General features: G+C 41.6%; 17 protein-coding genes and 1 tRNA gene. 5 read left to right on the forward strand and 13 right to left on the reverse strand.

Features of this window, described 5'->3' with window-relative positions; genetic code table 11:
- Positions 1-35: 35 nt before the first annotated feature.
- The 8 genes from AAW12_RS26420 to AAW12_RS25050 form a co-directional block, all read right to left on the reverse strand.
- The gene (locus tag AAW12_RS26420; protein ID WP_046676299.1) at positions 36-452 is read right to left on the reverse strand and encodes a nuclear transport factor 2 family protein; all 417 of its coding nucleotides are present in this window, start codon (positions 450-452) and stop codon (positions 36-38) included.
- A 66-nt stretch (positions 453-518) separates the two neighbouring features.
- Positions 519-2,060: a M20/M25/M40 family metallo-hydrolase gene (locus tag AAW12_RS25020; protein ID WP_046676486.1), complete on the reverse strand. Its 1,542-nt coding sequence runs from the start codon at positions 2,058-2,060 to the stop codon at positions 519-521.
- A gap of 118 nt (positions 2,061-2,178) precedes the next feature.
- A complete protein-coding gene (locus AAW12_RS25025) occupies positions 2,179-3,279 on the reverse strand; it encodes a DNA alkylation repair protein (RefSeq protein ID WP_046676300.1) in 1,101 nt (366 codons plus the stop codon).
- Between the two features lie 78 nt (positions 3,280-3,357).
- Positions 3,358-3,768: a VOC family protein gene (locus AAW12_RS25030; protein ID WP_046676301.1), complete on the reverse strand. Its 411-nt coding sequence runs from the start codon at positions 3,766-3,768 to the stop codon at positions 3,358-3,360.
- A 95-nt stretch (positions 3,769-3,863) separates the two neighbouring features.
- Positions 3,864-4,547 (reverse strand): ATP-dependent Clp protease proteolytic subunit, encoded by a 684-nt coding sequence (locus AAW12_RS25035; protein ID WP_046676302.1) that lies wholly within the window; start codon positions 4,545-4,547, stop codon positions 3,864-3,866.
- A gap of 12 nt (positions 4,548-4,559) precedes the next feature.
- Positions 4,560-4,832, reverse strand: coding sequence for a hypothetical protein (locus tag AAW12_RS25040; protein ID WP_046676303.1), 273 nt, complete (start codon positions 4,830-4,832; stop codon positions 4,560-4,562).
- Positions 4,813-5,367 (reverse strand): RNA polymerase sigma factor, encoded by a 555-nt coding sequence (locus AAW12_RS25045; RefSeq protein ID WP_231585353.1) that lies wholly within the window; start codon positions 5,365-5,367, stop codon positions 4,813-4,815. Before AAW12_RS25045 ends, AAW12_RS25040 begins: the two co-directional genes overlap by 20 nt.
- 131 nt (positions 5,368-5,498) lie before the next feature.
- On the reverse strand, positions 5,499-6,455 hold the full coding sequence (locus AAW12_RS25050) for a helix-turn-helix domain-containing GNAT family N-acetyltransferase (RefSeq protein WP_046676304.1): 957 nt from the start codon (positions 6,453-6,455) through the stop codon (positions 5,499-5,501).
- A 173-nt stretch (positions 6,456-6,628) separates the two neighbouring features.
- On the opposite strand from AAW12_RS25050, the gene AAW12_RS25055 reads away from it, so the two are divergent.
- A complete protein-coding gene (locus AAW12_RS25055; RefSeq protein ID WP_084823323.1) occupies positions 6,629-7,408 on the forward strand; it encodes a class I SAM-dependent methyltransferase in 780 nt (259 codons plus the stop codon).
- A 62-nt stretch (positions 7,409-7,470) separates the two neighbouring features.
- Here the strand turns inward: AAW12_RS25055 and AAW12_RS25060 are convergent.
- Positions 7,471-7,544 (reverse strand) — tRNA-His (locus AAW12_RS25060).
- A 202-nt stretch (positions 7,545-7,746) separates the two neighbouring features.
- Between AAW12_RS25060 and AAW12_RS25065 the strand changes: the two genes are divergently transcribed.
- Positions 7,747-8,307 carry a DUF4230 domain-containing protein gene (locus tag AAW12_RS25065; RefSeq protein WP_046676305.1) on the forward strand — a complete coding sequence of 187 codons (561 nt, stop codon included), beginning with the start codon at positions 7,747-7,749 and terminating at the stop codon, positions 8,305-8,307.
- Positions 8,308-8,445: 138 nt separating this feature from the next.
- Here AAW12_RS25065 and AAW12_RS25070 read toward each other — a convergent pair whose 3' ends face one another.
- On the reverse strand, positions 8,446-8,661 hold the full coding sequence (locus AAW12_RS25070; protein WP_046676306.1) for a hypothetical protein: 216 nt from the start codon (positions 8,659-8,661) through the stop codon (positions 8,446-8,448).
- Positions 8,662-8,875: 214 nt separating this feature from the next.
- On the opposite strand from AAW12_RS25070, the gene AAW12_RS25075 reads away from it, so the two are divergent.
- Both AAW12_RS25075 and AAW12_RS25080 read left to right on the forward strand, forming a co-directional pair.
- Positions 8,876-9,532: a response regulator transcription factor gene (locus AAW12_RS25075; protein WP_046676307.1), complete on the forward strand. Its 657-nt coding sequence runs from the start codon at positions 8,876-8,878 to the stop codon at positions 9,530-9,532.
- A gap of 31 nt (positions 9,533-9,563) precedes the next feature.
- Positions 9,564-9,767 carry a hypothetical protein gene (locus AAW12_RS25080; RefSeq protein ID WP_046676308.1) on the forward strand — a complete coding sequence of 68 codons (204 nt, stop codon included), beginning with the start codon at positions 9,564-9,566 and terminating at the stop codon, positions 9,765-9,767.
- 108 nt (positions 9,768-9,875) lie between these two features.
- Here AAW12_RS25080 and AAW12_RS25085 read toward each other — a convergent pair whose 3' ends face one another.
- Complete coding sequence (locus AAW12_RS25085; RefSeq protein WP_046676309.1) at positions 9,876-10,127, reverse strand: Rho termination factor N-terminal domain-containing protein; 252 nt, start codon at positions 10,125-10,127, stop codon at positions 9,876-9,878.
- A gap of 88 nt (positions 10,128-10,215) precedes the next feature.
- Complete coding sequence (locus AAW12_RS25090; protein WP_197084174.1) at positions 10,216-10,770, reverse strand: type 1 glutamine amidotransferase domain-containing protein; 555 nt, start codon at positions 10,768-10,770, stop codon at positions 10,216-10,218.
- 164 nt (positions 10,771-10,934) lie between these two features.
- On the opposite strand from AAW12_RS25090, the gene AAW12_RS25095 reads away from it, so the two are divergent.
- Positions 10,935-11,912 (forward strand): glycosyltransferase family 9 protein, encoded by a 978-nt coding sequence (locus tag AAW12_RS25095; protein WP_046676310.1) that lies wholly within the window; start codon positions 10,935-10,937, stop codon positions 11,910-11,912.
- Here the strand turns inward: AAW12_RS25095 and AAW12_RS25100 are convergent.
- Positions 11,866-12,957, reverse strand: coding sequence for a glycosyltransferase family 9 protein (locus AAW12_RS25100; RefSeq protein ID WP_053004015.1), 1,092 nt, complete (start codon positions 12,955-12,957; stop codon positions 11,866-11,868). The two genes, AAW12_RS25095 and AAW12_RS25100, sit on opposite strands and share 47 nt — an antisense overlap.

Raw genomic sequence — 12,957 nt, forward strand, 5'->3', positions numbered from 1 at the left:
GCCGTTTTATCTGACGATTTGCTAAGCCATCTCGATTATTCGGCCAGTTTATCGGCATGTCGATGCATAAGCTTCCAATTGCCTTGCTCTTTTCTGAAGATTTCGGTGATTCTGAGATTGAAAATCACTGCTGTATCTCGCCCTTTTACGTTGACTGTCGAACGTTGTATACCCGTCCAGTAAGCTAGCGAATCACATGCATCTTGATGGATCACTTCAAATTTGTTCTCTGCACCCGGAAGGAAATTGGAAGCTCCTTTTTGATTAAAATCATTGACCTCGGATACCCCAGAGATGTATATTCCATTGGGCGGAAAAATTGTTGCCGGCTCATTCGAGACAGAAATGTCTTTAAGAGAGTCAAAATGGCCCTCCACAAAATCTGTTGAGGACTTCAATCGGATAGCCATAAATTTTTCGAATTCCAAGAGTGCGTTATTGTCTGTTTTCATATCTCTTATCTGTGTTTGTTGAAAAATAAACCAATGTGTGAATGTAATTGCGAAGATTGTCCATGGTTAAATCGTTTCATCGTCGTAGTGACGCATCATGTAATAAAAATAGTCTATCATCTTCAGGTAGTTTTCAATGCTGATGTATTCATTGGTACTATGCATACTCTGCTGTTCCGCGTGATTAATTTTAATGGGCATAAAACGATAGATATGATCACTGAGATGCTGATATTTGATGGCGTCGGTTCCGCCCACCGTCAGGTAGGGCGTAATAATAAGATCGGGGTATAGTCTGCGGATAGCAATTTCCATCATTTTGTAGGCTTTAGCGTCTGTTGGTGAGACTTTGGATGCTTCTCGGGCATTGTCGACCTGTTCGATCTCAACATCAAACCCGCTTGTAGCCTGCTCGACATGATCTCGAACTTCCTGTAGGGTGTTTTCGGGTAGCAGTCTAAAATTGACAACAAATTCAACTTCAGGCGAAAGGACATTGGGGGCATCGCTGCCTTTCATCATTGTCAGTGCCGTAGTTGTTCGCACGAGAGCATTAGTCGAATGGTTTTTCGTTAGTTGAGCCAGAAGTAAAGGTTCAAGAAGCCAGCGGTTAGCGATCGCAAATCGGGAGGCAAAAGGCATGCTGCCACCAACCTGTTGAAAGAAGTTTTGGATAATGGGGTTGATCTGTGCTTTCATCTGGTGATTTTCTAAGCGCTGCATGATGACTGCCGCTTGACCAATTGCACTCGTTGTTGGGGGCATCGAAGAGTGCCCACCAAGACCTTTAACCTTTATTTTCAGGGATAAAAATCCCTTCTCCGCGCAACCGATCAACGCTACATCCGAGCTGATTCCCTCGACCGAGCCCTTTTCCAGAATGAGTCCACCCTCGTCATAAACGGCTTCGAATTTAAGGCCCTTTTCTTTGAAGTAGTCTGCTATTTTGGCTGCGCCACGTACGCCCCCAACTTCTTCATCAAAACCAAAAGCGAGGTAGATATCCCGCTTGGGCTGTACCTGTTCTCGAACCAGCTGTTCTGTCGCTTCAAGTAAGGAGAAAAGCATGCCTTTCATGTCTAAGCTTCCACGTCCATAAATGCGGCCGTTGGCTACTGCCCCCGAAAAAGGTGCATAGTCCCACTCTTCGGCGATTTCGCTTACAGGTGGTATCGCCTGGTCGCTAGGCTGAAATAGTGATGAATCGTTGTTTTTTATAGCAGCTGAACCAGGAGGGACGACATCCGTATGGGAAAGAAAGAGTAGCGGAAGCAAGCTCTTGTCGCTTCCCTTGAGTCGAAAGACCAGCGCATGACCATTGATTGTATAGGTTTCCAGCGAGCGATAGATCAGTGGAAAGTTGTACCTGATATAATTATTAAGTTCTTCAAAAGGAGCATGATTAAATAATATCGAGTCGCCGATAGAGATGGTGGCTATTTTGATACCGCCGGCAAATCGGGCAACAATGCTGTCATTGACCGCTGGCGGCATTGGCACCACCTCCGATTTTTTGACTCGCGTAAACGGATAAGTCAGCGTTCTAATGAAAAGCCCAATGATAAATAGAATAAGTAAGACAAAAAAGATTAAGAGAATTTTCTTCATAACAGACTTCATATTAATATAAACCACCTACCACATATACCTTGGAAAAAGTCATCCAGCGCATATTCTATTGTTTCTAGTAGAACACGAAAGCCCTTCGTTTGTTTCTTATGTCCCATTAAATGTGCAATAGCTCAAATTCCTGTTGGACCCTTTCTCGCCCATTGACAATAATGGAGATTTTATGCTTCCCTGCATAGAATTTCCGGGTGGTAATCAATTTAAAAGATTGCTTTCGCTCGATACGGTTTATCTCAGCTCCCTGATAAATTCGTTCACTAATTTTAAAAACCTTTCGAGATAGCTGGCCATTTGATTTTTGATAATATAACCCATACTCCAGACGTAGTGATTTAGCGGTGCTGCTTCCATTCTCAATTTCAAAGGAAAAAATAAGATGTTCACCTATTTTAACAGCCGGTGTATGAATACTGAGATTGGTAACATCGAAATCGCTACTATCCAGTCCATAAAAGCTTAGAATTGCTGGATGGCCTTGTTTGAGTAAGGTACGGCAGCCATGTTTGATGATAGCATCTGTATTTTTACTGATACCTTTCCATTGCTGGGCAATATCCAAGACAAGATGGGGATGATCCTTAGCGATATCGTTGAGATTGTTGGCTACACTTCTTCTGACGCTCTCGGATGAATCATTATGGAGGTTTTGTAGGATGGACAGGATAGGAGTAGGATCATTTTTCAACGATGGAATTGCCATCGCCCACGGGAGTCGGGGTCGAGATCCTTCGCTTGCAAGGCGTCGTACCTGAGCATGTGGACTTTTGGACCATCTTTCCATTTCCGCGATCATTCGAGATCCATAGTTGATAATAAATGGACGAACGGCAAATTCGCAGCTGATAAATCTCGTGACGATTTCAAATGACTGTACAGCTGTTTCAAAATCTTCGATGCCGTAAGTTTCGATATAGTCTGGAAAAATAACATATTCAAGTCCTCCCGGATGCTTCGTTTTTAGAAGATGTTCCACAACTTGTCTTAGTGAGGCCGCTGCTTCAGGAAAGGAGGTCGGCATAAATTCGTGTAAGACCGCTGTGCTATGTTTTGTTCGCTGTTTCCATTCCATTTCATGAAAACTGCCTGCAAAAACACGTTTGATAAACTGTTCTCTGTTAAAATTGTTATCAACGCGGTGGAACTGATCAGCAATAAACTGATAGAATTCCCGTGTATATATATCTTTAATGAGGGCCATGAGCTGAATAGCTGTTAAATGTCAATTAATGAAGACAAGATAATATTTTCGATGTTAGTATCTTGTGCGATGAGCAGACTAGTTAGTAGCGTCTAAACCAAATTTCTTGATGGCCTCGGGGCTCAGTGGCGTGAAAAAGTTAAGCAGGTTACCATCAGGATCACAAAAAAGCAATGAGCGATTGCCCCAAGGCATTGTTGTCGGCTCCTGAACGATTTTTGAATCACTATTTTTGATCCGAATATATTCATGATCTACATTTTCCACTAAAAATTCAATAATAATAGGGGCCGTGTTACCAAAGATAGCGGGGCTGTCGCTAAACATTTGCATCGTACGGGTACTTCCAATAGCTATGGTAATGGAACTGGTGGAAAGTTCGGCGAAGTCTGGTGTAAACCATTGTGCGGTGAGCCCCAGGATTTCTTCATAGAATGTGACGGATTGCTGGATGTTATTTGCAATCAGTCGAATGGATGTTAATTTCATTATGAGCTAAATTTATTGATGACAAAATTAACCGGGCTATTGACAATAGTCTGTCAATAGCCCGGTTGAAAATGCAAAAAAATTACTGATCATCGTTAGATCAGTACGTCGTCAATAATTCCAAATTCTTTTGCTTCTGCAGCAACCATCCAGTGATCCCGGTCGCTAACATCATGTACACGTTGATAGGTCTGTCCACTATGTTTGGCAATAATATCATACAGCTCCTTCTTGATTTTCAACACTTGATTGGCTGTAATTTCAATGTCCGATGCCTGCCCTTGAACACCGCCCAGCGGTTGATGCAACATCACCCGTGCGTGCTGCAGGGCGCTACGCTTGCCGGCGGCGCCGCCACAGAGTAATATCGCGCCAAAAGAGAGTGCCATACCGGTGCAGATTGTTGCAACATCAGGACTGATCAATTGCATCGTATCATAAATACCTAATCCGGCATAAACTTCACCGCCTGGAGAGTTGATATACAGTTGTATATCTTTTTTGGGATCAACAGATTGAAGAAATAACAGCTGGGCTTGTACGATATTGGCGATGTTGGATTCCACGGCAGCACCCATAAAGATAATACGGTCAATCATCAATCTGGAAAATACGTCCATCTGTGATACGCGCAGTTCGCGTTCTTCGGTGATATATGGAGTCATGGCCAGCGGCATGCGTGACTGCTCGATACCGGAAATATAATGATCCACCAGATCTTTTTGGACATAACAGTGCCCTACCGCAAATTTGCGGAACTCATTTTTGTCAATCGTCATGATGTTAAGAATTTAGGATTTGCGAAATAACTTTAATATTGTTTTTCGAAAAGAGACATGTTCAGGATGTGTAAATAATGCCTGCGTTATCGCTTCAATTTCCATTTTCAATTGTTTGCGCCCAAATTGCTGAATAGCTTCATAAGCTTTTTGTTGCGCAATAACCTTGTCTGCCAATTCTTCGTCTAATACCAATCGCGCTTCAAAAAGCAACGCATCTTCTGGTTCAGCCATTCCAAAGATATATGCTTCTATCTGCTGGGTTTCATTCCATGAAGTCATCATAAACCAGTGATTTTTCTTTAACGGATTCTCTAACTTTCTCCAGGCATTTGAATTTCTGTACAGTGGCGCTCCTTACGCCCGAATAGCCATATTCATCTGCAATTTCTTGCAGGGACATTTGATCATAATAGAAGCTTTTCAAAAGTTCTAAACATTTGCGCCCGGCAATCTCCAAAAAGCGAAACAGCCTTGCGCTAGAAGGAGACTCTTCGGTTGTCAAAGCAATATCCACCTGCTCTAGGGGGAGGTTTGGGCTGGATTGACCATACCGTTTAAGCCATAGGTTTTTGGCTGTTCCGACCAAATAACCAATAGCGTTGTTTAGTGGTGTTTCTGTTAAATGTATCTTTTCATAATACACCAGTAAAGCGTCCTGAAATACATCTTTGGCTTCATCTAAATTACCGCCCATGCGACTGACATACTTAGCCACGATAGGAAATGTACTTTTATACAAGTTCATAAAGAGCACCTGCCGGTCTATTGTTCGATTTGAATTGATCAATTGTTGCATAGCAATATCATTTATAGACATGTACCAATTTAGCGAAAAGTATCACCTTTTATTTGAAAAATTAGTTAAACAAAAATGCTTCCCCAAAAAAGGAAGCATTCATTCGTTTATCTGAGTTGACTCATTCCAGTGTATGTTTCTACTGCGCAAGGCTATTTTTTTAAATCCAGTTCCATCTGGATATTACATCGTTGATAAGTACTTGGAAAGCCATTAATCTTTTGAAAACCCAACTTGTGATAGAGATTGATCGCAGGTTTTAAAATGGTGTTACTCTCGAGAAACAGTTTTGAAGCCCCTAGCGTCTTTGCTTCTTCAATAATTGCTTTTCCCAAAAGATAGCCTATATTTTTGCCCTGCACGGTTGGGGAAACCACCATTTTTGCCAATTCATAGTCAAAATCGGGATGATTCATTCTGATAAGTGAACATACACCTACGGGCTTGTCATTATAAAGAGCAACCATAATTTTGCCGCCTTTTGCCAAAATATACTCCTCAGGGTTGTCAAGTGCTTTATGGTCCGCCTCTTCCAATTCAAAATAGGTGGAAATCCATTCCTCATTCAAGGACTTAAATGCCAAGCGGTAGGCTGGATTGTATGGCACAATGTTGATATCCTTACTTTCACGCATCTTCTTTTGCTCTTGCACCCGTTTCAATAAGGATTTTTGTTCTAGGAGAAATTCCCATTCCGCTAACGCTTCCCATAGATTGTGCGTAGCTTCCTGGATAATCCCATCAATGGCACGATCGATATCGATACATTGAATTTTCATTCTTTCCCATAGCATTTTTCCTTTATCACTCAATCCAACCATATTTCTCCGTTTATCCATAGAGCGAAGGTTATCTTCTAGTAGGCCCGCCTCGATCATTTCTTTAACGATTTTAGTGACCGATGGCTGGGAGTGGCCAATCTCTGTTGCTATATCAGTAATTGTCTTGGAATCACCTTCAGATAAAATAAAGAATACGGGAAACCATTTGGGTGCAAATTCAATCTGATAGAGCTCGTGTATCCGGGCGGCTTCTTCTGTGATGTTGGAAGCCATGTAGCGCAATCTGCTACCTAAGGCTATTTTTCCTGTTTTTTCAAATAGTTTCATCGTTTTATAAGTAATTATATAACCAGTTATGTAAATGTAGAAAAATAATTTGAATGTTTTAAAATTGAATTTTAAAATTCGACTGGAAGAAAAATATATCGTTGCTTTTTTCGTTATATTTCAATAAATTCAACACATAAAAAACCAGAACCCCTTAAAATAGACCGAAGGACATGAACGAGTTAGAAACTTATTTCCGAAATAATAATGCGAAGCTAATCAATAAATGGATGCATTATTTCGATATATACGACAGACATTTTAGTCGTTTCAAAGGCAAAGAGATCGTGGTGTTGGAAGTTGGGGTTTTTCAGGGTGGAAGTCTGCAGATGTGGAAGAACTATTTCGGTGATCGTGCAAAAATATACGGTATAGACATTAATCCGCACTGTAAGGAACTCGAAGAAGAAAATGTCGAGATCTTTATTGGTTCGCAGTCCGACCGGAAGTTTCTGCGTCAGGTAAAGGAATCTATTCCGCCTATCGATATATTGATTGATGATGGGGGCCATACGATGAAACAACAGATTGTGACATTTGAGGAGCTTTTTGATCATGTGAAAGACAGTGGTGTATACCTTTGTGAAGATTTACATACATCTTACCAGGTATTTTATGGTGGTGGCCATAAAAGGAACGGCACTTTTATTGAGTATAGTAAAAATTTTATTGATTACATCAATGCTTACCATTCCGAGCAACGCGGATTGAAGGTCAACGGATTTACGCGTTCGGTAGAGTCTCTACACTACTATGATAGCATCCTGGTGGTGGAGAAACATCGAAGGGATGAAGCGCCGATACATATGAAAACAGGGGCGGCGACAGTGAAAGATTTCAATGCGGCCCCCACAGGATTCGATGGATTAAAATGGAAGATTAAGAAACCTGCTTTAACCGTGATCAACAAGTTGCTCCGCTTTTTCCGTATTGGCGGATTTATGTGGCGCTAACAGACGGGAGCAAACAGACGGGACTAGAAACAAAAAAGGCAGATCAAATGATCTGCCTTTTGGGTAAGTAATCGGGCTCGAACCGACGACCCCTAGAACCACAATCTAGTGCTCTAACCAACTGAGCTATACCTACCGTGATTTTGATGTCACAAAAGTAGTATTATAGCTCATATGTTCCAAATGTTTTTTAAACTTTTTAACTAAACAATTGTCTATCAAAAGGTATAATTTTCAAGTATGCCCGTTCAGTGAACCTAGAGAATAATATTGAGGTAATATTTTCAGGTTAAATACCTAAATGAGCAGCTTGGTCTTTAATTTGTATAGTATAGTTTATGGGAAAATTTTTAAAATTTTTAATTATCGTAGCCATTTTGGCAGTGGGCGCTTGGTTTGTGTATCATAAATATAACAGCGGACCGACAGTGGAAAGCAAACATCAGCTGTTGGTGGACCGCATTGAAGCCATGGGAAAACTGGAATTGGTTAAATACCGCTACAGTGATGTTGTGGAGCACAAAAACGTGAACACTTTTTTACCGGATGCAAGTGTATTACTCATCGTGAAAGCAGATGCTGTAGGCTGTGTGAATCTGACGAAACTTAGTCCGGAAGATATCACGGTTTTGGGGGATTCGGTCTCCATCAAATTGCCGGCTCCTGAAATTTGTTATATCAAGATCGACCACGAGGCGTCCAAAGTCTATGATACGAAAATGGCTTTCTTGCGCGAAGCAGAGCTCGTGGATGAAGCTTATAAAGCTGCAGAAAAAGCTGTTGCTGATGATGTAAAGAAATCGGATATCCTGCAGCAGACCAAGGCCAATGCAACCACCGTTTTTAAACCGCTCTTACAGGGATTGGGATTTTCGAAAATCAATCTGACCTTCGAATAGTGCCCAAATAAAAAAGCTAGACAATGTTTACATTGTCTAGCTCTCTACAATAAATCTAATCTCCAGCCATCTCACGACGGGAGGACTTCATAATTATGCTATTATCAAGCCAAGAACAATAGCCAAGTTACATTCGTTTTATTTTTTTGTCGTTGTATCCGGCTGTGGTGTCGGCGGGATTTCTCCACGGGATTCGGCAGATGTGGTGTCGCGATATTGTATCGTCGTGGTATCGTTGGGAACGGAATCACGCATCAGTTCCTGTGATTTTTGATCATCAGTTTTAGCGCCGTTACATCCATAGGCTGCTAAGCATAATAGACTGACGGCAATTAATTTTGTTGAGTTTTTCATATTATCTATCGTTTAATGATGGCATGCCACCTGCATGCACTTAGTAGGAGAACAAAGCTCAAGTCAAAAGCGTTTCGGTTTCTAAATTTGCTATTATGATAGAAAAAGAAAATCAATCTTATTTTCTTTATTTTTTAGATAAATTCAATTGTAAGAAACTTTTTACAATTGGGTGCTGTTCCTAGAAGTACATAAGTTCATTAAACAGATAGCTATGATTCAGATAGTCCTTGTCGACGACCATCATTTGGTAAGAAGTGGTTTTCGGCTAATTTTAGAAACGCAAGATGACATTACTGTTTTGGCTGATGTTGAAAGTGCTGAAGCAGCCTTAGATGTATTAAAAATCAATCAGCGACCAGATATGATCCTTACTGATATTAATATGGGTGAAATGGGCGGAATAGCCCTTATTGATTTCGTTAAACAGAAATACCCCGATATAAAAATCCTTGCCTTGACGATGGAAAATGACAAACACATTGCCGCAGATGTATTGCGTGCTGGAGCAGATGGCTATTTAGTGAAAGATAGTAGTTGTGATGAGGTACTTTTTGGTATACGGCAGGTTGCCAAAGGAGAAAAATATATCAGTGGTTCCTTAAGTGTTTCCTGCCTTAACGATTATAAAAACTTTGCGGACAGAGCTCCAGACCTAAACCGTGTTCTGTTAAAATATGATATTTCAGAACGCGAATTACATGTCTTGGAACTCATCGCTCAGGGATACACCAACGGCGAAATTGCAGCGCGTATTTTTTTGAGCAAACGTACGGTAGAAGGGCACCGACAGAAACTGATCGAGAAAACGAATACAAAAAATACAGCTGGTCTTGTCAGCTTCGGTTTTCATCACATGCTCTTACATTGATTTAAACAATAAAAACAAAAAATAGAGGAATATGGCAACAAAAAATGAAAACCGCGTCGTCGGAACCGAAATGGAAAAAAAGAAAAAGGTCAAGTTAGGTGTAAACGGAGAGACACTGCGAAATGTAGGCGATAAGGATCAGGGCGATGCCGAGGCCGGAGTAGACCCGCAGGTGGATCAGTTGAACGAGATGCCCAATGATCCTACGGATAGGCCAAAAGAAAGGAAGAAATAAGAAAGACCCGCATTTAAAATTGCGGGTCTTTCTTTTAAGCTTAGTTTCTAATCACTGAAAATCTGTATCTATTTTCAGGACTAATCAGCACTTGTCCGTGAATGACATTTATTTTTTGCCCTGCTTCTCAATGGCTTTAGCAAGTTCATCTTTCGTCATATCGTGACGCCCGGTGATCTCCATTTTCTTTGCCATTTCCAAGAGTTCAGCTTTGGTTTTATCAGAACTTCCGTTTTGCGATCCTTTAGACGCTGAAGCACCTTTTCCTGCTGTTGTCGCTGATTTTTTTTCTTTGTTAGCGTTGCTGCTTTGCGATTGCCCTTTGGCAGTCGTATGGCTTGAACTTTTTGTTGTATTCATAATATGCTGTTTTATGTGTTATTTATATGCTGAACATGTTACAAGATCTAAAGGTTGGCCGATTTAATACGTTATTGAGACTGTACTACTACGTTTTGTTCTTTTTTTCTGTCGCAAACGCTTTGATGATGGCTTTATTAAAAGCGGGTAGATCGTCGGGCGTGCGACTTGTAATAAGTTTGTCGTCAATCACCACTTCGCTGTCTTCCCATAATGCGCCTGCATTAATCAGGTCCATTTGAATGGCTTCGACGGAGGTTATTTTTTTGTCACGAACGAGATCTGCATTAATCAGTAATTGGGGTCCATGGCAAATGGCTGCGATCGGTTTATCCCGTTCCCAGAAAGCATTGATCAATGCAATAGCCGTTTTATTCGTCCTTAATTTATCAGGATTGATGACCCCGCCTGGTAGCAGCAAGCCGTCATATCGATTCTCTTCTGCCTCCTGCAGAGCAACATCGACAGGATAGTCAGTTGACCATTCATCCCCATTTTTTGCACGTACTTTTCCTTTAGCCGGTGATATAATGTCTGTTTTGGCGCCTGCATTTTCCAGGGCTTCCTTTGGGCTAGTCAGTTCAATTTCTTCAAATCCATCCGCGACCAATATCGCTATCCGCTTATTCTTTAAATTCTCCATATCACTAATTTTATTTACGTTCTTTCTATACTTCAAGAGAACGGATGTAAATCTGCGAAGGTTTGAAATAATATGATTTAGCGTAGGAAAAGCGTTTTGATTGATAAAAAGGAATAAATCAAACCGTATTTCTTTGGGGGTTGTCTATCCTTAAAATCGATGGTATGTTTAAGATAGCTATTTTTCGGGCCCTTCAGCTGGGCGATCTCCTGTGTTCCATCCCCGCCGTCAGGGCATTGAAGTCGCATTATCCCAATGCCAAGCTCTACTTTATCGGCTTGCCCCATATGCGTACATTGATGGAACGCTTTGATTGCATCGATGAATATGTGGATTTTCCCGGGCATCCGCAGCTTCCCGAAATTGCATATAATCCCGACAATCTTGAACGATTCGTCAAGCAGATGCAAGCGGAAAAATTTGACCTTCTGATTCAGATGCAGGGAGATGGAACTGTGGTGAATGATTTTTTACAGAATTTTGCGGCAAAGCGACTGGTAGGATTTCAACCAACAGCTTCAATTGACAACCCCGACTGGATGACTTATCCAGGAAAGCTTCACGAGGTGAACAGGCACCTAGCTCTTATGGAATTTCTAGGTTTAAAAATTCCAAATCGTACCATGTATTTCCCCTTATTTCCCCAGGATTGGGAGGCCTATAGGAAAATAAAAGCTGAAATAAAATATCCTTTCGTCATTATCCATGTGGGCAGTCGGGACGCCAAACGCCGCTGGCCTGTTGAAAACTTCGGATTTCTTGCAACCCTAATGCAGCAAATGGGATATCAGATTGTCCTGACTGGGGTAAGTGCTGAAGAATCTTTGGTCAATGAACTGCAGCGCATACTTGAACAACCTGTGCTTAACCTCTGTTCCAGACTTGATTTGGGTACACTTGGCTGTCTTTTGAAGGAATCGACTTTACTTGTATGCAACTGCACAGGAGTTTCCCATATTGCCGCTGCCTTAGAAGCAAAAAGTGTGGTCATAAGTCTAGATGGTGAGCCCGAGCGTTGGGGACCACTCAACACGGCACTGCATACCACTTTTGACTTGACCAAACCTATCGCCATGGAGGATATTGTACGCGAAATCAGGCGCGTCCTTCCAGTGCTGTCTGTTTTTGGGAGGAATGCTTAAGCAATGAATTCAATTTATCCATGATATTTTCAACGCTTAACGGTGTCATTCCAGACGATCCATTCTGCTTATCGACAAAGCTGTTAATCGTATTTTTGGAGCGCAAAGCAGGATCGACAGGGTAAAGGATAAAGTCAGCATCCTGCGACCATGGGATATGCTGTGGGTTCGTCTGAGCGTAAAGAACCAACGTTGGTTTTTGTAGCGCGCAGGCAATATGAGCAACGCCCGTGTTGACCGTGAGTACAGCATCTGCATGTGCTACGAGGAGTAGGAGATCATCAATTGTCGTCTTTCCAATAAGGTTGATCAGATTTTTCCCTACGATTTCTGAAAAACATGATCTCAGGTATTCGTTGTATTCCTTGCCAACAAGTATGACCTGAAATGCCGAATCAAGCAGCTGCCGCGTCAATTGTTGTGCGACAGTACGGGGAATTCGTCGTTTTTGCTCCGAAACATCACAATTGACAATGATCTGTTTCCCCCGACGTAATGGAATTAAATTCGATAACTGACCTCGCGGCACAATTAGGCTCGGTAATCGATTGACTGACCGGCTGATGCCAAGCAGTCTCACCAGTTCGAGGTCACGTGCTATTTGATGCTGTACCTCAAAGAGAGGTTCTCTGTCTGGTATCCAATGGGTAAGCAACGCATAGGGATTCTCTCGCATATAAGCCGCTCGCAGGGGGATTTCCGCTAGATACGCCAGCATGATCGAAGCCATTGGATTTTGGCTGTATACATTGAAGATAATACAACTATCAAATTGCCGCTTTTTAATGGTTTTAATCAATGCTTCAGTCGAAGCAACCGTGTCATGCGCGCTCAATTTCATCCAAGGGGCATCATATTGTATATAGTCATCAACGGTACCAAGGTAGGGGATAATGGGAACAGCCATTTCTGACGCAAGTAATGTGATTTTACAATTTCCATTCGCTGATTTAATTTCCTGAAGCGCTGCATTACTCATGATCAGATCGCCCATATTGTCTAAGCGAATGATCAGCATATTTTTACAATCTTTCCATGTACCCAT

Source organism: Sphingobacterium sp. Ag1, from assembly GCF_000988325.1.
Taxonomy (GTDB): domain Bacteria; phylum Bacteroidota; class Bacteroidia; order Sphingobacteriales; family Sphingobacteriaceae; genus Sphingobacterium.

Coding starts and splice junctions, on each gene's coding strand:
- AAW12_RS26420 (WP_046676299.1), bottom strand. CDS start 452: ATGAAAACAGACAATAACGCACTCTTGGAATTCGAAAAATTTATGGCT.
- AAW12_RS25020 (WP_046676486.1), bottom strand. CDS start 2,060: ATGAAGAAAATTCTCTTAATCTTTTTTGTCTTACTTATTCTATTTATC.
- AAW12_RS25025 (WP_046676300.1), bottom strand. CDS start 3,279: ATGGCCCTCATTAAAGATATATATACACGGGAATTCTATCAGTTTATT.
- AAW12_RS25030 (WP_046676301.1), bottom strand. CDS start 3,768: ATGAAATTAACATCCATTCGACTGATTGCAAATAACATCCAGCAATCC.
- AAW12_RS25035 (WP_046676302.1), bottom strand. CDS start 4,547: ATGACGATTGACAAAAATGAGTTCCGCAAATTTGCGGTAGGGCACTGT.
- AAW12_RS25040 (WP_046676303.1), bottom strand. CDS start 4,832: ATGATGACTTCATGGAATGAAACCCAGCAGATAGAAGCATATATCTTT.
- AAW12_RS25045 (WP_231585353.1), bottom strand. CDS start 5,367: ATGTCTATAAATGATATTGCTATGCAACAATTGATCAATTCAAATCGA.
- AAW12_RS25050 (WP_046676304.1), bottom strand. CDS start 6,455: ATGAAACTATTTGAAAAAACAGGAAAAATAGCCTTAGGTAGCAGATTG.
- AAW12_RS25055 (WP_084823323.1), top strand. CDS start 6,629: ATGAACGAGTTAGAAACTTATTTCCGAAATAATAATGCGAAGCTAATC.
- AAW12_RS25065 (WP_046676305.1), top strand. CDS start 7,747: ATGGGAAAATTTTTAAAATTTTTAATTATCGTAGCCATTTTGGCAGTG.
- AAW12_RS25070 (WP_046676306.1), bottom strand. CDS start 8,661: ATGAAAAACTCAACAAAATTAATTGCCGTCAGTCTATTATGCTTAGCA.
- AAW12_RS25075 (WP_046676307.1), top strand. CDS start 8,876: ATGATTCAGATAGTCCTTGTCGACGACCATCATTTGGTAAGAAGTGGT.
- AAW12_RS25080 (WP_046676308.1), top strand. CDS start 9,564: ATGGCAACAAAAAATGAAAACCGCGTCGTCGGAACCGAAATGGAAAAA.
- AAW12_RS25085 (WP_046676309.1), bottom strand. CDS start 10,127: ATGAATACAACAAAAAGTTCAAGCCATACGACTGCCAAAGGGCAATCG.
- AAW12_RS25090 (WP_197084174.1), bottom strand. CDS start 10,770: ATGGAGAATTTAAAGAATAAGCGGATAGCGATATTGGTCGCGGATGGA.
- AAW12_RS25095 (WP_046676310.1), top strand. CDS start 10,935: ATGTTTAAGATAGCTATTTTTCGGGCCCTTCAGCTGGGCGATCTCCTG.
- AAW12_RS25100 (WP_053004015.1), bottom strand. CDS start 12,957: ATGGGTACATGGAAAGATTGTAAAAATATGCTGATCATTCGCTTAGAC.